At 30.3% G+C, this 19,900-nt stretch carries 22 protein-coding genes and 3 tRNA genes; 12 read left to right on the top strand and 13 right to left on the bottom strand.

Features of this window, described 5'->3' with window-relative positions; all coding sequences use genetic code 11:
* Positions 1 to 74: 74 nt before the first annotated feature.
* The 6 genes from WG951_RS14355 to WG951_RS14330 form a co-directional block, all read right to left on the bottom strand.
* Complete coding sequence (locus WG951_RS14355; RefSeq protein WP_105047635.1) at positions 75 to 1,556, bottom strand: DUF389 domain-containing protein; 1,482 nt, start codon at positions 1,554 to 1,556, stop codon at positions 75 to 77.
* Between the two features lie 142 nt (positions 1,557 to 1,698).
* Positions 1,699 to 1,772: transfer RNA gene (locus tag WG951_RS14350), tRNA-Asp, on the bottom strand.
* Positions 1,773 to 1,975: 203 nt separating this feature from the next.
* Positions 1,976 to 2,048: transfer RNA gene (locus WG951_RS14345), tRNA-Lys, on the bottom strand.
* A gap of 118 nt (positions 2,049 to 2,166) precedes the next feature.
* Positions 2,167 to 2,239 (bottom strand) — tRNA-Lys (locus WG951_RS14340).
* Positions 2,240 to 2,295: 56 nt separating this feature from the next.
* Positions 2,296 to 3,069 (bottom strand): ABC transporter ATP-binding protein, encoded by a 774-nt coding sequence (locus WG951_RS14335; protein ID WP_105047634.1) that lies wholly within the window; start codon positions 3,067 to 3,069, stop codon positions 2,296 to 2,298.
* Between the two features lie 3 nt (positions 3,070 to 3,072).
* Complete coding sequence (locus WG951_RS14330; RefSeq protein WP_105047633.1) at positions 3,073 to 3,813, bottom strand: MlaE family ABC transporter permease; 741 nt, start codon at positions 3,811 to 3,813, stop codon at positions 3,073 to 3,075.
* Between the two features lie 108 nt (positions 3,814 to 3,921).
* Here WG951_RS14330 and pafA point away from each other — a divergent pair, with 108 nt between their 5' ends.
* Positions 3,922 to 5,562, top strand: a complete 1,641-nt coding sequence (gene pafA / locus WG951_RS14325; protein ID WP_105047632.1) for an alkaline phosphatase PafA — start codon at positions 3,922 to 3,924, stop codon at positions 5,560 to 5,562.
* A gap of 216 nt (positions 5,563 to 5,778) precedes the next feature.
* Here pafA and WG951_RS14320 read toward each other — a convergent pair whose 3' ends face one another.
* Positions 5,779 to 6,453, bottom strand: a complete 675-nt coding sequence (locus tag WG951_RS14320; protein ID WP_105047631.1) for a PrsW family intramembrane metalloprotease — start codon at positions 6,451 to 6,453, stop codon at positions 5,779 to 5,781.
* Between the two features lie 4 nt (positions 6,454 to 6,457).
* A complete protein-coding gene (gene ctlX, locus WG951_RS14315) occupies positions 6,458 to 7,393 on the bottom strand; it encodes a citrulline utilization hydrolase CtlX (RefSeq protein ID WP_105047630.1) in 936 nt (311 codons plus the stop codon).
* A gap of 183 nt (positions 7,394 to 7,576) precedes the next feature.
* On the opposite strand from ctlX, the gene WG951_RS14310 reads away from it, so the two are divergent.
* The 11 genes from WG951_RS14310 (at position 7,577) to WG951_RS14260 (ending at position 16,303) form a co-directional block, all read left to right on the top strand.
* Positions 7,577 to 8,530, top strand: coding sequence for a fasciclin domain-containing protein (locus WG951_RS14310; protein ID WP_105047629.1), 954 nt, complete (start codon positions 7,577 to 7,579; stop codon positions 8,528 to 8,530).
* A 76-nt stretch (positions 8,531 to 8,606) separates the two neighbouring features.
* Complete coding sequence (locus WG951_RS14305) at positions 8,607 to 9,275, top strand: M15 family metallopeptidase (protein WP_105047628.1); 669 nt, start codon at positions 8,607 to 8,609, stop codon at positions 9,273 to 9,275.
* A gap of 78 nt (positions 9,276 to 9,353) precedes the next feature.
* Positions 9,354 to 10,022 (top strand): hypothetical protein, encoded by a 669-nt coding sequence (locus WG951_RS14300; RefSeq protein ID WP_105047627.1) that lies wholly within the window; start codon positions 9,354 to 9,356, stop codon positions 10,020 to 10,022.
* Between the two features lie 129 nt (positions 10,023 to 10,151).
* Complete coding sequence (gene pdhA, locus WG951_RS14295; protein WP_105047626.1) at positions 10,152 to 11,141, top strand: pyruvate dehydrogenase (acetyl-transferring) E1 component subunit alpha; 990 nt, start codon at positions 10,152 to 10,154, stop codon at positions 11,139 to 11,141.
* A gap of 3 nt (positions 11,142 to 11,144) precedes the next feature.
* Positions 11,145 to 12,770: a pyruvate dehydrogenase complex dihydrolipoamide acetyltransferase gene (locus WG951_RS14290; protein WP_105047625.1), complete on the top strand. Its 1,626-nt coding sequence runs from the start codon at positions 11,145 to 11,147 to the stop codon at positions 12,768 to 12,770.
* Between the two features lie 81 nt (positions 12,771 to 12,851).
* Complete coding sequence (locus tag WG951_RS14285) at positions 12,852 to 13,700, top strand: GIN domain-containing protein (RefSeq protein WP_146105237.1); 849 nt, start codon at positions 12,852 to 12,854, stop codon at positions 13,698 to 13,700.
* A 65-nt stretch (positions 13,701 to 13,765) separates the two neighbouring features.
* Positions 13,766 to 14,452, top strand: coding sequence for a GNAT family N-acetyltransferase (locus tag WG951_RS14280; protein WP_105047623.1), 687 nt, complete (start codon positions 13,766 to 13,768; stop codon positions 14,450 to 14,452).
* A 21-nt stretch (positions 14,453 to 14,473) separates the two neighbouring features.
* Positions 14,474 to 14,641: a hypothetical protein gene (locus WG951_RS14275; RefSeq protein ID WP_170062849.1), complete on the top strand. Its 168-nt coding sequence runs from the start codon at positions 14,474 to 14,476 to the stop codon at positions 14,639 to 14,641.
* Positions 14,631 to 15,407 (top strand): SGNH/GDSL hydrolase family protein, encoded by a 777-nt coding sequence (locus WG951_RS14270; protein WP_105047622.1) that lies wholly within the window; start codon positions 14,631 to 14,633, stop codon positions 15,405 to 15,407. Before WG951_RS14275 ends, WG951_RS14270 begins: the two co-directional genes overlap by 11 nt.
* Positions 15,408 to 15,657: 250 nt before the next feature.
* Positions 15,658 to 16,107 carry a MoaF-related domain-containing protein gene (locus tag WG951_RS14265; protein WP_105047621.1) on the top strand — a complete coding sequence of 150 codons (450 nt, stop codon included), beginning with the start codon at positions 15,658 to 15,660 and terminating at the stop codon, positions 16,105 to 16,107.
* Positions 16,100 to 16,303: a hypothetical protein gene (locus WG951_RS14260; protein ID WP_105047620.1), complete on the top strand. Its 204-nt coding sequence runs from the start codon at positions 16,100 to 16,102 to the stop codon at positions 16,301 to 16,303. The genes WG951_RS14265 and WG951_RS14260 overlap by 8 nt, the downstream gene beginning before the upstream one ends.
* Before the next feature lie 163 nt (positions 16,304 to 16,466).
* Here the strand turns inward: WG951_RS14260 and WG951_RS14255 are convergent, their stop codons facing one another.
* From WG951_RS14255 to WG951_RS14235, 5 genes are all read right to left on the bottom strand, one after another.
* Positions 16,467 to 16,724 (bottom strand): DUF6952 family protein, encoded by a 258-nt coding sequence (locus WG951_RS14255; protein ID WP_105047619.1) that lies wholly within the window; start codon positions 16,722 to 16,724, stop codon positions 16,467 to 16,469.
* A 2-nt stretch (positions 16,725 to 16,726) separates the two neighbouring features.
* Positions 16,727 to 17,035, bottom strand: coding sequence for a thioredoxin family protein (locus WG951_RS14250; protein WP_105047618.1), 309 nt, complete (start codon positions 17,033 to 17,035; stop codon positions 16,727 to 16,729).
* A gap of 78 nt (positions 17,036 to 17,113) precedes the next feature.
* Complete coding sequence (locus WG951_RS14245) at positions 17,114 to 17,755, bottom strand: peroxiredoxin (RefSeq protein ID WP_105047617.1); 642 nt, start codon at positions 17,753 to 17,755, stop codon at positions 17,114 to 17,116.
* A 148-nt stretch (positions 17,756 to 17,903) separates the two neighbouring features.
* A complete protein-coding gene (locus WG951_RS14240; RefSeq protein WP_105047616.1) occupies positions 17,904 to 19,067 on the bottom strand; it encodes a sigma-54-dependent transcriptional regulator in 1,164 nt (387 codons plus the stop codon).
* A gap of 7 nt (positions 19,068 to 19,074) precedes the next feature.
* Positions 19,075 to 19,896 (bottom strand): mechanosensitive ion channel family protein, encoded by an 822-nt coding sequence (locus WG951_RS14235; RefSeq protein ID WP_105047615.1) that lies wholly within the window; start codon positions 19,894 to 19,896, stop codon positions 19,075 to 19,077.
* Positions 19,897 to 19,900 lie beyond the last annotated feature (4 nt).

The following is a 19,900-nucleotide window of genomic DNA, read 5'->3' as shown; positions in this document are numbered from 1 at the left end:
AAGTATTACGGTTTCTGAATTTATTTTATAAGAAACTCAATAAAAAAAGCTTCCAAATAGGAAGCTTTTTTTATTTAATATTCTCTTTTAATAAACAGTGTATCTAAACTCATTTCTTTTTGCAACCAGGTTCTTAATTCTTTTTCTTTAAACTGAATAATACTATCTGGTATACTTGTATTCCATTTTATAATTGCCATTGGTATGGTATCTATTTCTATAAAATCTTTAGAAGACAATACTCTTGCAAAACCAATTTCTCTAATATCTTGATATCTAATTTTAGCATCCTTTACAACAGTACTAAAAGCGATTGCTTTGTTACTCTCACCCAACACACCTTGCTCTAATCTATAGTTTAAATTAGATACGGTTCCTCTTAAATCTTCAATTTCTTTTTGAAGTCCGGCAATTATATTTTTACTTTCCGCTAACTCTTGCCTTTTATCATTATATGCCGTTGTAATTAAATCGAAACTCTTGGTATCACTTCCTTTAATATCTAACTTAAAATCTTTTATATTTTTATACTGATCATTATTTCTTAGCTGATTGTACAATACGTTTACTGTACTTTCTGGCACTTCATTAAAAAAGTTAAGCTTTAGTACTTTATCAGATATTAAAGGCTCTTGCTCTATTAATTGTAATTCGGTAATTGTTTTAATTTCAGAATTTACAAACTTCTTTAGTTCAGAAGTCATTCTGCTTTCATTTAAAGCATGTATAAATGTATAAAAAGCAGGTATCATTACTGCAATACCCACAACTGTTGCAACAGTTGCATATCGTTTTCTTCTGGCTGCATTTGCATATTTATGCATTGGAAAACTCAACAGTTTTAACACTAAAAATGTTGCCAAAGCAATAAAGATAGTATTAATAGTAAATAAATACATTGCTCCAAAAGCATACGTAAACCCTACTGAATCTCCAGAAAACCCTTTTGCCAATCCATAACCAGCAGTACATAAAGGCGGCATTAAAGCGGTAGCAATTGCTACTCCAAAAATTACCGAGGCAACGGTCCCCTTTTTTGTTCTTGCAACCATTAATGCCAAACCACCAAAAAAGGCAATTAATACATCTCTAATATCCGGTTTTGTTCTACCTAACAACTCTGAGGTGTCTTCGCTTAATGGAAAAAAATAGAAAAAGACAAATGACGCTAATAAACTTAAAACAATCATTGTAGCAAGACTTACTAACGATTTTTTAAAAACATCAATATCATTTATTGCAAAAGCACTACCAATACCAAGAATAGGCCCCATTAATGGCGATATTAACATGGCACCAATTACAACTGCAGTAGAATCTGCATTCAACCCAATAGAGGCCACAAATACAGCAAAAATAAGAATCCAAGCTGTAGCTCCTTTAAAAGGAATATCTGCCTTAATAGCTTCTATAGTTGCTTCATGATCTGTATCATGTCTAAAATCTAAAAGTTCTTTTAAATATTTTTTGATACTAGAAAGTAATCCTATAGCACCATCTTTTACATCTTGCTTAGATTGATCTGCTGTTTCATCAATTAAATTCTTTTCTTCCATAATTACTAATTTCTAAGGAGTGAAAGATACAAAAAAAGTTGTCTGAAAATAATTTTTATAATTTTACTCAAAAAAAATACAGATTACCATTTAAAAAAAGTTATTATACAAAAAAAGCACTTCATAAATGAAGTGCTTTTTGCGGTCTGGACGGGACTCGAACCCGCGACCCCCTGCGTGACAGGCAGGTATTCTAACCAGCTGAACTACCAGACCGTTGCTTTTAGCGGCTGCAAATATAACATCTTTTTTGTATAAAAAAAACTTTCTTCTCTTTTTCTGTTATTTTTTTTATCTATAATTACTAGACAATAAAAAATTAACACTTTTTAAAAAAAAAGGAATGTATTTTAAAGTACAACCTATTCTAAATATTTATAAATAAAAAAAGCTTCACAAAAAATGTGAAGCTTTTTAAGTGACCGGGCTGGGGCTCGAACCCAGGACCCTCTCCTTAAAAGGGAGATGCTCTACCAACTGAGCTACCAGGTCTTTAGTTTTTTATCTTATTGCCTGAAAAGATATTTTTTTTTAATCAAGATAATCATTTTTTTAAAGTGATTATCTTATAAAAAAAACTTCACATTTCTATGAAGTTCTTAACTTATTGTGACCGGGCTGGGGCTCGAACCCAGGACCCTCTCCTTAAAAGGGAGATGCTCTACCAACTGAGCTACCAGGTCAATTTATTTCCTTTTTAGCGGCTGCAAAGATATGCTTTATTTTAAATAAACCAAATCTATTTATATCTTTTTTCATTTAAATACGCCTCTCTAACTTTCTTAAATAAATTAGACGAATACACAAAACTTACAACAGCCTCATTATCAGTTTTAAATATATCTTCACTAGTTCCTTCCCAAGCTTTTTTACCATCCTTTAAAAAAATTATTTTTTCTCCAATTTCCATCACAGAATTCATATCATGGGTATTAATTACAGTTGTAATTTTATATTCATCTGTAATTTCTTGAATCAATTTATCTATTACAATGGCAGTACGAGGATCTAAGCCCGAGTTAGGTTCATCACAAAACAAGTATTTAGGATTCATAACAATGGCTCTTGCAATGGCAACTCTTTTTTGCATTCCACCAGATAATTCTGCAGGTAATTTTTTATTTGAATTTTCTAAGTTGACTCTTTTTAAAACAAAGTTTACACGCTCTAACATTTCCTCGAAAGGTTTATTTGTAAACATTTTTAATGGAAACATCACATTTTCTTCTACGGTTTGAGAATCAAACAATGCACTCCCCTGAAAAACCATCCCAATTTCTTGCCTCCATTGTTGTTTTTCGTTTTCTGTAAATTGCGTATTAATTCTTCCATCAAAAGCAATAGTCCCTTCTTCTGGCATGTGTAAACCAATTAGTGACTTTATAAATACTGTTTTACCAGAACCACTTTCACCAATGATTAAACTTGTTTCTCCAGGTAGAAAAGTAGCTGTAATACCTTTTAATACTTTTACGTCTCCAAAACCTTTATGTAAATTATTTACTTCTATCATTTTTTAGGTTAAAAGCATTTGAGTTAAAAAATAATTTGCAATTACAATTAAAATAGTTGTCCAAACCACCGCTTGTGTACTTGCTTTACCAACAGCTATAGAACCTCCTTTTACATAATAACCATGATAAGATGGCACAGTAGCTATTAAAAACGCAAAAATTAAAGTTTTAATAATAGCATATGTTAATAAAAATGGATCAAAATCGGTTTGTATACCTTCTATATAGTCTGCTCCAGAAAAAAGACCAGATAAAACACCTGTAACCCAGCCTCCTAAAATACCTAAAAACATACCTAATGATATTAAGAAAGGATAAAAGAAAACGGTTGCTAAAACTTTAGGTAACACCAAATGACTTAGTGCATTTATACCCATAACTTCTAACGCATCAATTTGTTCTGTAACACGCATTGTACCAATACTAGATGTTATATAAGACCCTACTTTACCCGCTAAAATAATAGAACAAAAAGTAGGTGCAAACTCTAAAATAATAGAACGTTTTGCAGCAAAACCTATTAAAGATTTCGGAATAAATGGATTGTCTAAGTTTAAAGCCGTTTGCAATGCAATTACACCTCCTATAAAAAAGGAAATAAACATTATTATACCTAAAGACTTTAAGCCTAAATCATCAATTTCTTTTAGTAAAGCCTCATAAAAAACCTTTCCTTTTTGCGGTTTTTTAAAAACTCTACCTAACATCATAAAATATTTACCAATATGTTCTAGGTAATTCATTCATTTTAATTTTGTGCTAAAGTATTAAAATATCATTAATAGAAAGTTAAATTGACCATATCAAAACAAAAAATAATTACTTTTGATCAATAATTTAATTATACCCTTATGAAATTCAAATTTATTTTTAGTTTAATCTGTTTATTTATTTTTTCAGGAAACACAAAACTAACATCACAAAATAAAAAACCAAAATTGGTAGTTGGTATTGTTATCGACCAAATGAGATATGATTATTTAACTAGGTTTGCTGATAGATATGGGAAAGACGGATTTAATAGAATTTTAAAAGATGGATTTTCATTAGAAAATGCACATTACAACTATATACCAACATATACGGCTGTTGGTCACACCTCTATTTATACAGGAACCACACCAAGTGAACATGGTATTATTTCTAATAATTGGTATGATAAATACCTTAAAAAATCTATTTATTGTGTAGATGATGCTACTTTTAAAACCGTTGGTAATGATGGTAATTATGGTCAAAAATCTCCAAAGAGACTTTTTACATCAACCATAACAGACCAATTACATTTAGCGCAAAACATGCATGGAAAAACAATTGGGGTTTCTATAAAAGATCGTTCTGCTATTTTGCCTGCAGGTCATACTGCAAATGGAGCTTTTTGGTATGATGGCCGTAATTTTAACACTTGGGTTACCAGTACTTTTTACATGAATGAACTGCCACAATGGGTAAAAGATTTTAACACTAATAATAAAGCCGATGATTATTTAAATACTCCTTGGAAAACACTTTACAACATTGACACCTACACAAACAGTAGAGCGGACAATAATATTTTTGAAGGAAAATTAAAAGGGCAAAAAACACCTACTTTTCCTAAAGACTTAAAAGATTTACGTACAAAAAACGGAAATTTCGACTTAATAAAAACGGTTCCTTCTGGGAACACTTTTACTGCCGATTTTGCAAAAGCGGCAATTATAGGTGAAAATCTTGGTAAAGGGGAGTATACAGATTTTTTAGCTGTTAGTTTTTCTCCAACAGATTACGTGGGTCATAAATATGGCGTTTCTGCTGTAGAAACAGAAGATACTTATTTACGTTTAGACAAAGATTTAGCTGACTTTTTTAAATTTCTAGACCAACAAGTTGGAAAAGGTAACTACACTTTATTTTTAACAGCAGATCACGCAGCTGTACACGTACCTGCCTATTTACAATCTTTAAAAATTCCTGCTCATTATTTAAACATAAAAAAGTTTAACGAATTTGTTATAGAAACTACTAAAAAGTATTTTAATTCTGATGAATTGATAGAAAACGTTTCTAACTATCAAATATTTTTAAATAAAGAAAAAATAGCGTCTTTAAATTTAGATGCAAACACAGTGGCTCAAAAATTAGCTGATGAAATTATTAATTTTGATGGCATTTACAAAGTAGTAACAGCAAGAACTTTACAAACCACACATTTTTCTTCTGGCATATTAAATTCGCTTCAAAACGGATACAATCAAAAATTATCTGGAGACGTCTTTATGATTCCAAATCCAGCCACTTTAATTAGCGCAAGAACAGGTACAAGCCATGGTTCTGGTTATTCTTATGATACACATGTACCAATTATTTTCTATGGAAATGGTATTAAACAAGGTTCGTCATCAAAAAGATACAATATTACAGATATTGCACCAACAATTGCCAACCTATTAAATATTGAATCTCCTAACGGTACAAATGGAGTTGTAATTGATGAAGTTTTAGAAAAATAAAAATGTAGAATTCTATTAATAATTTTTAATAGTTAAGTTTTAATCCTCATATAAATCTGTATTTTCTTAAACTAGAATTTTATAATTCTTTAGATAAGAAAATACAGATATCTTTATTTAACCCTCAAAAAGAAATTGATATTTCTGATTTTAACGAAGAAATATTTATCATAAAAATTCAGTGTGATAGTAAAAAGGCAATTGTAAAGAAATTTATCAAACTTTAAAAACCGAACTATTTTGATGTTTTTTTATCGCCTTTCTAGAAAGGATAATTCCAATTGCTAAAGAAACAAATGCCCCAATAGAAATTCCTGGAATAAAGTTAATAAAAAGGAAAAAGTCATAGGCGCCATGAAACAACGTTGCAAAGAACAAGCCTGTTAAATTTAAAACAATTCTATTTTTAGAAAACTTAGCTCTCCCCATAAAGTACCCCATTAAAATAGCAAAAGTTGCATGCGCAGGTACTGCTGTAAAAGCTCTAATTATTCCGGTAGAAACCCCATGCTGAAAAACATACAATACGTTTTCTAAAGTAGCAAACCCCATAGAAACCATAACAGCATAAACGATTCCATCAAAAGACTCGTTATACTCTTTATTTCTTTGCGCATAATACCTAACAATTACATATTTAGAAAACTCCTCTACCAACGCAACTACTACAAATGCTTTCAAAAACTGTTGTAAAACACTTGTATTATCTAATAAAGGAATAAAATTACTTGCAAATCCTCCCAAAATTACCGTTAACAAAACACTAGCAGTTGCGCCTAAAAGAAAGTTTTTAAACAAAAAACCAATAGGTTCTTTTTCAAATTTATCTTTAAAATAAATATAGAGTATAATTATTGTTGCAGGAGCAATAGCAAGAAAAAGTAAATGCATTTTTTTATTTTTTTGGCAAGAAAATTTCTGCCATCATACAACGTGCACTTCCTCCTCCACAATACTCAATGGTATCTAAAGAACTAGAAATAATTTTACAATGATTGTTTATTTGTGCTTTTTGAGATTGTGTTAAACAGTTAAATGCTGCTTGACTCATTATTAAAAATCGTTCATCATCTTTACCACGAACTTGTAACATATTACCAGCAAAATTATTTACCTGCTCTTCTGTAATATCTATTACTTTTTTACCATCTTCTTTTAAATGCTTCAACACATTTTTACGTTCTGCTTTATCATCTATTGATGCCAGACAAATTATAGCCAACGTTTCTGCAACACACATCATAACATTCGTGTGATAAATAGCTTCTCTTTTACCGTTTACGGTTTGATTTGCCGTAAAAACAACCGGAGTGTATTCAAAATCTTCACAAAACTCTATAAACAACTCTTCATCTGCTCTAGGAGAAAGTGCGCAATATGCTTTATTATTTTCTCTATCCAAACAAATGCTTCCGGTACCTTCTAAAAAGACATCATCTTCTTCTGCAGAAGTGTAATCTACTATATTTTCTATTAAAAAACCTTCCTTTTCTAATTCTTCTAAAACATCTTCACGTCTTTCTAAACGTCTGTTTTCTGCAAACATTGGGTACATTGCAACCGTACCGTCTGCATGAAAAGAAATCCAATTATTTGGAAAAATAGAATCTGGAGTATCAGAATCATTTGTATCAGAAACTACAATTACATGAATTCCAAAACTGCGTAATTTTTCTACAAAAGTATCAAACTCAACTTGGGCTTTAGCATTAATTGTTGATGGAAGTGCATTATCAATTTCTTTTTGATAATAGTTATTCACAGCAGTTTGCTCATTCATCCTAAAATTGATAGGACGAATCATTAATATTGTATTTGTAGTTTGATTCATTTAGCTCATTATATTTAATACAAAATTAGACTTTTTTATGGAAGTACAAATAAGTAAAATTGAGTATTTAAAATTAGTTTTGTTTAACCTTATTGAAAAAAAATTTAACATTTTTTTAATTTATTTTGTTTAACTTATTTGTATTATTGCTAAACAAATAATTTAACTCAAAAAATTTATCCAATGAAAACATTATCAAAATTAGTCACTTTTGTATTATTGCTATCATTATTTACTTCTTGTAGTAGTGAAGAAACTTCTATAAAAACAAATACAATTGTTGATGTGGCAGTAAACTCTAATTTAAGTAGTTTAGTTGCAGCTGTAACTAAAGCCGAATTAGTTAATACTCTTAACGGTCCTGGACCATTTACCGTGTTGGCACCAACAAATGAAGCATTTGCTGAGTTTTTAAGTGAAAATAATTTTAATTCTGTTGACGACGTACCAAAAGAATTATTAACTCAAATACTTTTAAACCATGTAATAGATGGTAGTTTAAAATCTACAGATTTATCAACAGGTTATGCAAATACAAAAGCAACAAGCAATGCCTCTAACACACTAATGTCTATTTATATTAACACAGATGGAGGAGTTAAATTTAATGGAATTTCTACAGTTACAACCGCAAATATTGATGCTGATAATGGAATTGTTCATGTAATAGATAAAGTAATTGCACTACCAACAGTAGTAACTTTTGCTACCGCAGACTCTAACTTTTCTGTACTAGTAGAAGCACTCACAAGAAGTGATTTAGACACAGATTTTGTAAGTATTTTATCATTACCAGCATCAAGTAACACAGCACCATACACAGTGTTTGCACCTATAAACAGTGCTTTTATTAACGTTTTAGAAGAGCTAAATTTAACTGCTTTATCAGACATTCAAAAAAACACATTAGACTTAACTTTAAAAACACATGTATTATCAGGAACAAATGCTTTAGATACAGATTTAAGTACTGGTTTAAATTTAATAACACTTTCTTCGGAAATATTAACCGTTGATTTAACAGCTAGTGCCTCATTAACTGATGAAGGAAATAGAGTTAGTAATATTATTGCAACCAATGTTCAAGCTAATAATGGTGTAATACATGCTATTGATAAAGTTTTATTACCAAATTAATTAATAAGCCTTTACAAATAATACAAATACCTGTAAAATTAATTTTACAGGTATTTTTTTTCTTATTTTTGAAGTAATGAAAAACACAATTCTCTTTTTTACACTCTTTATTACTTTTTTCTCTTTCGGACAAAGTCTTCCTGATGGATTTGTATATTTATCTGACTTAGATAAAACGATACAATCTGAATTACGCTATTTAGGCAACAATAATTTTATAGGAAAACCAATTGATGGATATCACAAAAACTGTATTATAGTTACCAAAGAAACAGCAGCTGCTTTACAAAAAGTACAACGTTTTTTACAAAAAAAAGACCTAAGCCTTAAAATATTTGACGCCTACAGACCACAACAAGCGGTAAATCATTTTGTTCGTTGGGCAAAGGTTTTAGAAGACACTTTAATGAAAAAGCAGTTTTACCCAACTGTACCAAAATCTCAGTTATTTAAACGAGGTTATATCGCTTCTAAATCAGGGCACTCAAGAGGTAGCACTTTAGATTTAACAATTGTAAACACAAAAACAGGAAAAGAATTAGATATGGGAAGTCCTTTCGATTTTTTTGGAATAACATCTCATGCATTATCTAAAAAAATTACTGCTAAGCAACAAAAAAACAGAATGTTGCTACGCACTGCCATGGTGCAAAATAATTTTAGACCTTATAAAAACGAGTGGTGGCATTTTACTTTAAGATTCGAACCGTTTCCTAAAACTTACTTTAATTTTCCTATTGAATAATACCTTTTAACAAAATAGAAACAACTTCACTTAAAAATCGGCATTATATTTGTAATATTATCAGAAAGTATGATACCTATGAAATTAAAAAATAAACTTCTTTTACCAATTTTATTATTAACTGTAATTCAATTATTTGCACAATTAGATAATAATTCTGGTAACAAAGAAAAAGGGAACATTAAAGGACTTGTTTTAAACAATTCTAAAGAGGTTACAAAACCCAATGCTTTAGAATTAAAAGGAAACGATGGCTTTAAAAGTGCTTTTGATAAAGAAAATAAAAAATTAAAAAAACAACAAGCAGATAACGATCTTAATAATAAAGGTATTTTAACAAAAGAAAAACAGCGTGAAGAACGTTTTTTAAAAGCCTTTAAAAAAATAAATGGTCAATATATTTACCCTAAAATCGATCAAGATTTAGGAAGTTTTAGAACAAATTCTAAAAGTGTAAACATAATTTGTAGAGATTTTCAATACCCAGATGGAGATATGGTTACCATCTTAGTTAATGATATTCCTGTTATAATTAACATTACCCTTAAACAAAGTTATCAGAAATTTAATATACCTTTAGAAGTTGGTCTAAATAAAATTGCATTTAAAGCACTTAACCAAGGCACTTCTGGACCTAATACAGCCGCTTTTAAGGTCTATAATAATGAAGGCGCACTACTCTCTTCTAATGAATGGAACTTAGCAACAGGCGCTAAGGCTACTATAGTCATAGCTAAAGACAAATAACACCCTTAAAATATTTTGTTTTATTTTAAAGTCATCTTGTTTTTTTATTCTATCTAAAACAGTTATTTTTGTCATTGATTATTCAAAAGAATACTTTGATGGTCTTAAAAAATAAACAATATCACTAAAATGAAAAAAATCACCAAACAAACCTATCTAGATTGGTATCAAAACATGCTTTTTTGGCGTAAGTTCGAAGACAAACTTGCTTCTGTTTACATTCAACAAAAAGTTAGAGGTTTCTTACATTTATATAATGGTCAAGAAGCAATTTTAGCAGGTGCATTGCATGCAATGGATTTATCTAAAGACAAAATGATTACTGCTTATAGAAACCACGTACAGCCTATTGGTATGGGAGAAGATCCTAAGCGTGTAATGGCAGAATTGTATGGAAAAGTTACAGGAACATCTCATGGAATGGGTGGTTCTATGCATATTTTTTCTAAAGAATTTCGTTTTTATGGTGGTCACGGTATTGTTGGAGGTCAAATTCCTTTAGGTGCAGGACTTGCTTTTGGTGATAAATATAACAACACAGGTGGTGTTACCTTAACATGTTTTGGAGATGGTGCTGCAAGACAAGGTTCTTTACACGAAGCATTTAACCTAGCAATGTTATGGAAATTACCTGTAATCTTTATTTGTGAAAACAATGGTTACGCAATGGGAACTTCTGTAGAAAGAACAGCAAACCATACAGATATATGGAAACTTGGTTTAGGGTATGAAATGCCTTGTGGACCAGTAGATGCTATGAATCCTATAAAGGTTGCTGAAGCTATTGATGAAGCTTTAGATAGAGCAAGACGTGGTGATGGACCAACTTTCTTAGAAATGAAAACATATAGATATAGAGGTCACTCAATGTCTGATGCACAACACTACAGAACTAAGGATGAAGTAGAAGAATACAAAAAAATAGATCCTATTACGCAAGTAAAAGATATTATTTTAGAAAAAGAATATGCTACTGCAGAAGAATTAGCTGCTATAGATAAAGAAGTAAAAGCAAAGGTAAAAGAATGTGAGAAATTCGCAGAAGACTCTCCGTATCCAGAACCTCAGCAAATGTACGATATGGTTTATGAACAAGAAGATTACCCTTTTATAAGTTAAGATATGGCTACAATTATAAATATGCCCAGATTAAGTGACACCATGGAAGAAGGTGTTGTGGCAAAATGGTTAAAAAATGTTGGAGATAAAATTGAAGAAGGTGACATTTTAGCTGAAATTGAAACAGACAAAGCTACAATGGAGTTTGAATCTTTCTACGAAGGAACTCTATTATACATCGGTATTCAAGAAGGAGAAACTTCTCCTGTAGATGTTTTATTAGCCGTTATTGGTGAAGAAGGTGAAGATATTTCTGCTATTATTAACGGAAGTGCAGCACCTGCTAAAGAAGAAGCTGCTACAGAAGAAGTTAAAGAAGAAACAACTGCAAAAGCAGATACAACTGATAGTGTTGCTATTCCTGAAGGAGTTCAGGTAATTACAATGCCTCGTTTAAGTGATACAATGACTGACGGAACTGTGGCTACATGGTTAAAAAAAGTTGGTGATAGTGTTTCTGAAGGAGATATGCTTGCAGAAATTGAAACAGATAAAGCAACTATGGAATTTGAGTGTTTCTATGAAGGAACCATCTTATACATAGGTGTACAAGAAGGAGAAACTGCTCCTGTAGATAGTTTATTAACCATTATTGGTCCTGCCGGAACTGATGTCTCTGCATTAGTTGCTAACGGTGGCGCAGCTGCATCAGCTCCTGCTGAAAAAACTGACGCTCCTGCCGCTAAAGCTCCAGAAAAAACTACAGCAAAACCAGCTGCTAAAGTAGAAGAAGCAAAACCTGTTGCTGTATCAAACAATACTTCTAACGGACGCGTATTTGCATCTCCTTTAGCTAAGAAAATTGCTTCTGATAAAGGAATTAATTTAGCAGATGTTAATGGTTCTGGTGAAAACGGAAGAATCATTAAAAAAGATGTAGAAAACTATACTCCTGCTGCTAAAGTTGCAGCTGCTCCTGCAGTTGCAAATGCACCAGCTACTGGTGTAGAAAACTCAGAAGAAGTTAAGAATTCTCAAATGCGTAAAGCAATTGCAAAATCTTTAGGTAACTCTAAATTTACTGCTCCAGATTTCAGTTTAAATATTGAAGTTGATATGGACAATGCAATGGCTTCTAGAAAAACCATAAATGCAATTCCAGATGTTAAAGTATCATTTAATGATATGGTAGTAAAAGCATGTGCAATGGCTTTGAAAAAACATCCACAAGTAAACACTTCTTGGACAGATACAAATACTATTTACCACAGTCATATACACGTAGGTGTTGCTGTAGCTGTAGATGATGGTTTATTAGTACCCGTTATTAAACACACAGATGAGTTAAGTTTAACTCAAATTGGTGCAGGTGTTAGAGATTTAGCAGGTAAAGCAAGAAACAAAAAACTAGCTCCTACAGAAATGCAAGGAAGTACTTTTACTGTTTCTAATTTAGGTATGTTTGGTATAGAAAACTTTACTTCTATTATCAATCAGCCTAACTCAGCAATTTTATCTGTTGGTGCAATTGTACAAAAACCTGTTGTTAAAGACGGACAAATAGTTGTTGGTAACACAATGAACTTAACTTTAACTTGCGATCATAGAACTGTTGATGGCGCTGTTGGAGCTCAGTTTTTACAAACATTAAAAACATTTATAGAAAATCCAGTTACCATGTTAGCGTAATTGTTTTCTTTATTTTATAATAAAAAACCATTTCAAACTTTGGAATGGTTTTTTTCTGCTAAAAAAAAAGAACAAAAAATCATGAAAAATAAAATTTTATTACTGTTACTACTATCGATAACAGTCTCAACTACAAGCTTTAGCCAAGAAAAAATAAAAGGAAATAAAGTTGTTACAAGAGTTAAAACAGATTTAAATTCGTTTAACAAGATATCTGTTAATAATGATTTTAAAGTTGTTTTATATAAATCAGCAAACTCATTCGTAGAAGTGGAAACTGATGAAAATTTACATGATGCTATCGAAATAAGCGTTCTAGATTCTATACTAACCATTTCTACTACAGCCAAATTAAGAGCAAAACGTCTAAATATTACTGTATACTATAACAACCCTCTACAAGAAATCGTATTAAATAATGATGCAGAAATAGAATCGTTAAACGCAATAGAAACTCCTTCTATGTTGCTTCAGATAAATGACTATACAATTGCAAACTTATCTGTAGAATCTAACAAGTTTAATCTTATTAATAATAATAAATCTAGGTTTCAATTACGTTCTAAATCTAAAATAGACATTACTAGTAAAGAGGTTAATTTAGATTTAAGCGAATCTAGTAACACAGAAATAACTATTAAAACAGATAGCTTAAGTACAAGAATGATGAGAAATGCTATTGTAAATATTAAAGGTTCTGCTATTTCTTTAAACGCATTAACTCTTGAAGATTCTACTTTTAAAGGAGAAGAATTGATTGTTACTAATTGCAACACTACCGTTAAAGAAAGTGCCAATTTTACAATTCAAACATCAGAAAAAATAACAATAGACGCATCAGACAAAAGTAAAACAGAAGTATATGGAACCCCTAAAATAATTATAACAAACTTTACGGGATCTTCTGTTTTATCTAAAAAGGAATTATAAAGTTGTAAGAAATCAACCTGTAAAAAGCTCGCAATTTGCGAGCTTTTTTTATATATTTATTCTCTATGAAAACTTTAGAAGAAAAACTAAAAAACCCAGTTTGGTATTCGTTAAAGGACACACATCATCAATTTTTAATACAATATGATGGTGTAGAGTTCTACCAACCAGAAATTTGTTCTTTTGGAGCCTTTGAGGATGCTTCAAAAACAGCAAAAGCATTAACTGCACACTCTAAAATAGCTGAAAGATTCTTTTTAGTTGTAGAAGAAAAAACACCTACAATAGATACAAAGCATGTTATTCTTGATAAAAAAATTAATGGTTGTCAAATGGTTTTAGAAAGACATGTAGAACTAGAAATAACAGAAGATATTGTTTTATTAGGTGAAGAATACATTGATGAAGTTTATGATTTAATTTGGTTGGTAATGCCTGGTTTTTATCAAAGAGGAGGGTTTAAAATGGGTAATTATTATGGTATTTTTAAAAACAATAAACTAGTTGCTCTTACAGGACAAAGAATGCAAACTGATGATTTTATTGAACTTAGTAGCGTTGTTACACATCCTGATTATACAAGAAAAGGGTTTGCCAAACAATTGGTTTCTTATGTAACCAAACAAATTTTAAAAGAGAATAAACTACCAATGTTACATACTAATAAAGGAAACCCTGCAATTCCTCTTTATGAAAAACTAGGATATAAATTAACAAGAGATATGAATTGGTGGTTATTTCATAGAAAATAACTAACCCTTAATTTTATTACAATGCCAAAAAAGGGAAAAGGAAAAGCAAAAAATTCCGTTAATAAAGCAAAACACACTAAATTGATGAATCAAAAAATCAATAAGGTAAAATTAGAAAAACAACTTAATAAAGAACGTTTAAAAGCTATTATAAAAAAAGCGAACGAGGAAAAAAAAGATGAACAGTAAATTAAAATACTTTCTAGGCAGTATTGTTTCTATTCCTTTACTACCTATTTTATATTTTCAAGGAAAAAACATTCGTAAAAAAGTTCCCTCACTTCCTGAAGCCAAAGAACCAAAAGGTTTGGTAAATGGAAATTTTAACAAAACACTACATATACTTTCTATCGGAGAAAGTACCATTGCAGGAGTTGGCGTAGACTATCATAAAAACGGTTTTACAGGAGCTTTAGCAGATACACTTTCTGCAGAATTACAAAAAAATATAAATTGGCGAGTATACGCAAGAAGTGGTTATACGGCAGAAAGAGTTTGTAAAAAAATTATTCCGAAAATTGAAGAAACCAGTACCGACATCATTATTATTGGTATGGGTGGTAACGATGCTTTTACTTTAAATTCTCCTAAAAATTGGCATAAATCCATTGAAGAACTCATTAATTTACTTCAAAATAAATTCCCAAGAACACCTATTTTCTTTACAAATATGCCTCCAATAAAAGAGTTTCCTGCTTTTACAAGGGCTATAAAATTTGTAATTGGTAATTTGGTAGAAATTTTTGGCAAAAGGTTAGATCTCTTAACTAAAAACAAAAAGAACGTTTTTTACTATAATGAAGTAATTACCTTGGAGCAATGGAGTAAAAAACATGCATTACCTAATAATAATTCTAAAATATATTTTAGTGATGGTGTTCATCCTTCAGAACTGACTTATAAGATTTGGGGAAAAGAAATGGCTCTTTTCATTAAATCAAAATTAAAGAAGTAAGGATCGTTTTTATTAGAAAGAGAAAAAAAAGTATAATTTCCCCAAAATCATTTATAAAATCAATATAAGAAGACTATTGGTCCAACTTTTACCATTTTAAGTCACTTTTTTATCTTTTGTATAAGTTGCAATTGCTTCATCTTTGTACAACAATAAAACAAATGTTTACAACTTGTTATACTGTTGTTTTTATGACTACAAGCAACACTGAAAACAAAAAAGCAATTGAATCTATTTAAAACCAAAAATTATGAAAACAAAATTAATCACATCTATTTATCTAGTATTATTTAGTGTTGGACTTGGTTTAGCACAAAACAAAACACAAGAAAAAAACAACTTTCAATTTGGAGAGCCAGAACATTATTTAGACGGCTATTCTTTTAATTTTCAATATCAAAATGGTACTGCCATTCACTTTGATTTTTACAAAGGTAAAGCCAAATATAAATGGGTGGCAGGACCAGCAAAAGGAAATGGAAATAAAGACATTCCATATCGTTCAAAAAAAATTGGCAATGATCTTTATATCGTTAACTGGCACGAAACAGGTAAAAAAGATTATTTAACCGTGGTTTTAGATTTTGAAAAAATGATAGTACACACTTCTATTATCATTGGTTATGTAAACAAAGCTGAAAGACCTTTAAAAACCGTGTTTAAAAGTGGAATTATAGATCATTTAAAAAAAAATGAATAAAATGAGTACAGTAGTAAATTGCCCAACTTGCGGAGGCAAATCAAAAATAAAAGAAACAAACGGCGCAACAACTTACGAAGCTTTACAAAATGATGAGCTCATTAAAAAAGTCAGTCAGCTTAAAAATGCTATGCAAAAATTTAAAGAAAAAGCAGAGGCTTTAGAAAAGGAATTAGAGGAAATAAAAAACCACTAAGAACTGTATTATAAATAAAAACAGATAAAATAAACCTCATCAACATTGAAATGTTAATGAGGTTTATCTAATAAAAAACTTAAGAGCAATAAAAGGTTCATTGCTATCAAAAAAAAATCTCAAGCTTTCACTTGAGATTTTTATACATTATAAAGGTCGCTATTTATTTATCAATAGAACCTAGAACACGTTTCATAAAAGCATTTAATGCTTCTTTTTTAGGTGTTCCTTCTTTTATCATTTTATCTACCTCAACAGCTCCGTACATATTAGAAATTAACTCTCCAATAACGTCTAATTCTTCATCTTTTAAAGATGGAACTTCTGTTAAAGCTTCTAAAGTTTCTATGGTTTCTAGCACATAATCTTGATCGTTTTCTTCGATAAAATTAGTTAAGTGTTTTATTACAGGTAATTTCATAATTAAACAACTTCGTTTACTAGATCCTTTAAAACTTCAAACTTATTTGTTTGTGTTTGATTCACTATTTTTCCATCTACAAAAGTAGCAAATGTTGGCAAATTACTAACGTCTGCTAATTTTCTACTTTCAGGAAATTTTTCTGCATCTGCAATTACAAAAACCATATCTTCATTTTCTGAAGATAATTTTTTAAACTTTGGTTTCATAATTCTACAGTTTCCACACCAAGTTGCTGCATATTGTACAACTACCTTTTTATTATCAGAAACTATTTCTGCTAAATTATCTACACTTAATTCTTGTACCATAATATTAAATATTTAAAATAAAGTAGTCCGCGCATTAATCCCCCGATACACACACGAACTCTTTATTCTTAATTTTTATTAGTGAGAAGCTAAATAAGCTGCAGTTCCTTTTGCATCAGGAGACATTGCGTCTTTACCTTCTTCCCAGTTTGCAGGACAAACTTCTCCGTGAGATTGAACGTGTGCATAAGCATCAATTAAACGTAAAAATTCATTTACATTTCTACCAACTGGCATGTGGTTAATTCCTTCATGAAAAACAGTTCCTTCTTCATCAATTAAATAAGTAGCTCTATAAGTTACGTTATCTCCTTCTACTTGAATTGTTTGTGAAGCTTCATCAAAAGTTTCATTGGTAATATCTAAAATACCTAAAATTGATGATAAGTTTCTGTTAGAATCTGCTAAAATTGGGTAAGTAACACCTTCAATTCCACCATTGTCTTTAGAAGTACTTAACCATGCAAAGTGCACCTCTGGAGTATCACAAGAAGCACCAATTACAATTGTATTTCTTTTTTCAAATTCTCCCAAAGCTGCCTGAAAAGCATGTAATTCTGTAGGACAAACAAATGTAAAGTCTTTTGGGTACCAAAATAATAACACTTTCTTTTTGTTATTAATTGCTTCTTCCAATACATTTAATTTAAATGTATCTCCCATTTCATTCATTGCGTCTACATTTAAATCTGGAAATTTTTTCCCTACTGCTGTTGCCATTTTTTTTATTTTTTTATTATTAATATTCTATTTTTTTAACACCACAAAGATAAAATTCAATACCTTAAAAAAGAAAAAAAGTCAATGGTAACTTTTTATATTTCCATCAACTTTATTTATAGTTACTTGATTTAACAATAGTTTTACACTATTTAGAAGCAAAAAGTTTAATGTCTTTTGCAGAAACCTCTTTCTCACCAAGAATAATTAAACGTTCTACCACATTTCTTAATTCACGTATATTACCTGTCCAATCGTACTCTTGTAACAATTTAATTGCTGCAGAAGAAAATCCTTTTTTAGGCATTCCTTGTTCTACCGAGATTTTATCCGTAAAAAAATCTACTAATAAAGGAATATCTTCTCTTCGATCATTTAAAGAAGGAACCTGAATTAAAATAACAGCTAATCTATGATACAAATCTTCTCTAAACCTACCTTCTGCAATTTCTTCCTTTAGATTTTTATTGGTTGCAGCAACTATTCTAACATTTACTTTGATATCTCTATCAGAACCTACACGTTGAATTTTATTTTCTTGCAAAGCACGCAAAACTTTTGCTTGTGCAGACAAACTCATGTCTCCTATTTCATCCAAAAAAATAGTTCCACCATTTGCTGCTTCAAACTTACCTGCTCTATCTTTATTTGCGCCTGTAAAAGAACCTTTTACATGTCCAAATAATTCACTTTCTATTAATTCTGATGGAATTGCAGCACAATTTACTTCAATTAATGGTGCTTTTACTCTATCCGATTTTTCGTGCAACCAATGCGCTACCAATTCTTTTCCTGTTCCATTAGGACCAGTAATTAAAACTCTTGCATCTGTTGGTGCTACTTTTTCAATCATCTCTTTTATGTGAGAAATTGCGTCGCTTTCACCAATCATTTCATAGTTCTTGCTTACTTTTTTCTTTAGCCTTTTGTTCTCTACAATCAACACTTTTGTATCCAAAGCATTTCTTACTGTATTTAAAAGCCTATTTAAATCTGGTGGTTTAGAAATATAATCGAAAGCACCTAAACGCATAGTATTTACTGCTGTATCTAAATCTCCATGACCAGAAATCATAACAATTGGTATTTCTGGTTTTATTTTTTTTGCCTTTTCTAACACCTCAACGCCATCCATTTTTGGCATTTTAATATCACACAAAACCAAATCGTAATCATTATTTTTAATCATTTCAATTCCTAATAATCCGTCTTCTGCCTCTTCTACATGATACGTTTCATTTTCTTCTGAAATTATTTTTGTTAAAACTCTTCTAATAGCAGCTTCATCTTCTATTATTAATATTTTTGGCATCTTTTTCTTATTTTATAAGGTGTACATCTCTTTGTGGAAATGGAATTGAAATATTATTTTCTCTAAATTTTTGATCAATAGCAAAACGTAAATCACTCTTTATGGTTAAGTGTTCGTAACTATTATTGATAACAAAAAGCAATTTAAATTGTAACGCACTGTCTCCAAAATCATCAAACAAAACTCTTGGTTCTTTTGATGTTAAAACTCTTGGATGTGCTTTTGCTACCTCTATTAAAAGTTTTTTAACTAGCGCTACGTCCGAACCATAAGCAACACCAATGGCAACACTTTCTGTTGTTTGACTTCCATTTTGTGTCCAATTAAATAAACTAGTGGTTAAAAATTTATGATTAGGCACAATAAGTACTTTATCATCTATAGTAATTGCTCTTGTTGTTCTTAACCTTATTTCTACCACTTTTCCAACTTTCCCTTCAATTTCTATAATATCATTAACATGTAGAGATTTGTCTAAAATGATAAAAATACCAGATACAATGTCTTGAAATAAGGTTTGTAACCCTAAACCAATACCTACTAATAATGCAGCAGAACCAGCTAATAACACCCCAACTTTAATCCCAGAAGACTCTAAAGCTATGACTAAAACAATGGTGTAGATTATATATTTTACAAATGAAAAAACTGCTTTAAACTTTCCTTTATCTTCTTCATTTAAACTTTTGTTAACAAACTTTCTTATCAAATTTATACATAAACTTGTTAAAACAAAAACAATGGTTACCACCAAAATTGTTTTTACATTAAGATGAATACCGTCTGTTAAATTAAACGAATAATTAAGAAATTCTTTTAGCTTTTCCATAAAA

Source organism: Polaribacter butkevichii, from assembly GCF_038024105.1.
GTDB lineage: Bacteria > Bacteroidota > Bacteroidia > Flavobacteriales > Flavobacteriaceae > Polaribacter > Polaribacter butkevichii.
The sequence above is the reverse complement of the archived record's forward strand: the minus strand, read 5'-3'. Positions and strand labels throughout refer to the sequence as shown.

Coding starts and splice junctions, on each gene's coding strand:
- WG951_RS14305 (WP_105047628.1), top strand. CDS start 8,607: ATGAAAAACACAATTCTCTTTTTTACACTCTTTATTACTTTTTTCTCT.
- WG951_RS14290 (WP_105047625.1), top strand. CDS start 11,145: ATGGCTACAATTATAAATATGCCCAGATTAAGTGACACCATGGAAGAA.
- WG951_RS14275 (WP_170062849.1), top strand. CDS start 14,474: ATGCCAAAAAAGGGAAAAGGAAAAGCAAAAAATTCCGTTAATAAAGCA.
- WG951_RS14255 (WP_105047619.1), bottom strand. CDS start 16,724: ATGAAATTACCTGTAATAAAACACTTAACTAATTTTATCGAAGAAAAC.
- WG951_RS14280 (WP_105047623.1), top strand. CDS start 13,766: ATGAAAACTTTAGAAGAAAAACTAAAAAACCCAGTTTGGTATTCGTTA.
- WG951_RS14250 (WP_105047618.1), bottom strand. CDS start 17,035: ATGGTACAAGAATTAAGTGTAGATAATTTAGCAGAAATAGTTTCTGAT.
- WG951_RS14240 (WP_105047616.1), bottom strand. CDS start 19,067: ATGCCAAAAATATTAATAATAGAAGATGAAGCTGCTATTAGAAGAGTT.
- ctlX (WP_105047630.1), bottom strand. CDS start 7,393: ATGAATCAAACTACAAATACAATATTAATGATTCGTCCTATCAATTTT.
- WG951_RS14300 (WP_105047627.1), top strand. CDS start 9,354: ATGAAATTAAAAAATAAACTTCTTTTACCAATTTTATTATTAACTGTA.
- WG951_RS14265 (WP_105047621.1), top strand. CDS start 15,658: ATGAAAACAAAATTAATCACATCTATTTATCTAGTATTATTTAGTGTT.
- WG951_RS14330 (WP_105047633.1), bottom strand. CDS start 3,813: ATGAATTACCTAGAACATATTGGTAAATATTTTATGATGTTAGGTAGA.
- WG951_RS14270 (WP_105047622.1), top strand. CDS start 14,631: ATGAACAGTAAATTAAAATACTTTCTAGGCAGTATTGTTTCTATTCCT.
- WG951_RS14320 (WP_105047631.1), bottom strand. CDS start 6,453: ATGCATTTACTTTTTCTTGCTATTGCTCCTGCAACAATAATTATACTC.
- WG951_RS14285 (WP_146105237.1), top strand. CDS start 12,852: ATGAAAAATAAAATTTTATTACTGTTACTACTATCGATAACAGTCTCA.
- pdhA (WP_105047626.1), top strand. CDS start 10,152: ATGAAAAAAATCACCAAACAAACCTATCTAGATTGGTATCAAAACATG.
- WG951_RS14235 (WP_105047615.1), bottom strand. CDS start 19,896: ATGGAAAAGCTAAAAGAATTTCTTAATTATTCGTTTAATTTAACAGAC.
- WG951_RS14245 (WP_105047617.1), bottom strand. CDS start 17,755: ATGGCAACAGCAGTAGGGAAAAAATTTCCAGATTTAAATGTAGACGCA.
- WG951_RS14355 (WP_105047635.1), bottom strand. CDS start 1,556: ATGGAAGAAAAGAATTTAATTGATGAAACAGCAGATCAATCTAAGCAA.
- pafA (WP_105047632.1), top strand. CDS start 3,922: ATGAAATTCAAATTTATTTTTAGTTTAATCTGTTTATTTATTTTTTCA.
- WG951_RS14310 (WP_105047629.1), top strand. CDS start 7,577: ATGAAAACATTATCAAAATTAGTCACTTTTGTATTATTGCTATCATTA.
- WG951_RS14260 (WP_105047620.1), top strand. CDS start 16,100: ATGAATAAAATGAGTACAGTAGTAAATTGCCCAACTTGCGGAGGCAAA.
- WG951_RS14335 (WP_105047634.1), bottom strand. CDS start 3,069: ATGATAGAAGTAAATAATTTACATAAAGGTTTTGGAGACGTAAAAGTA.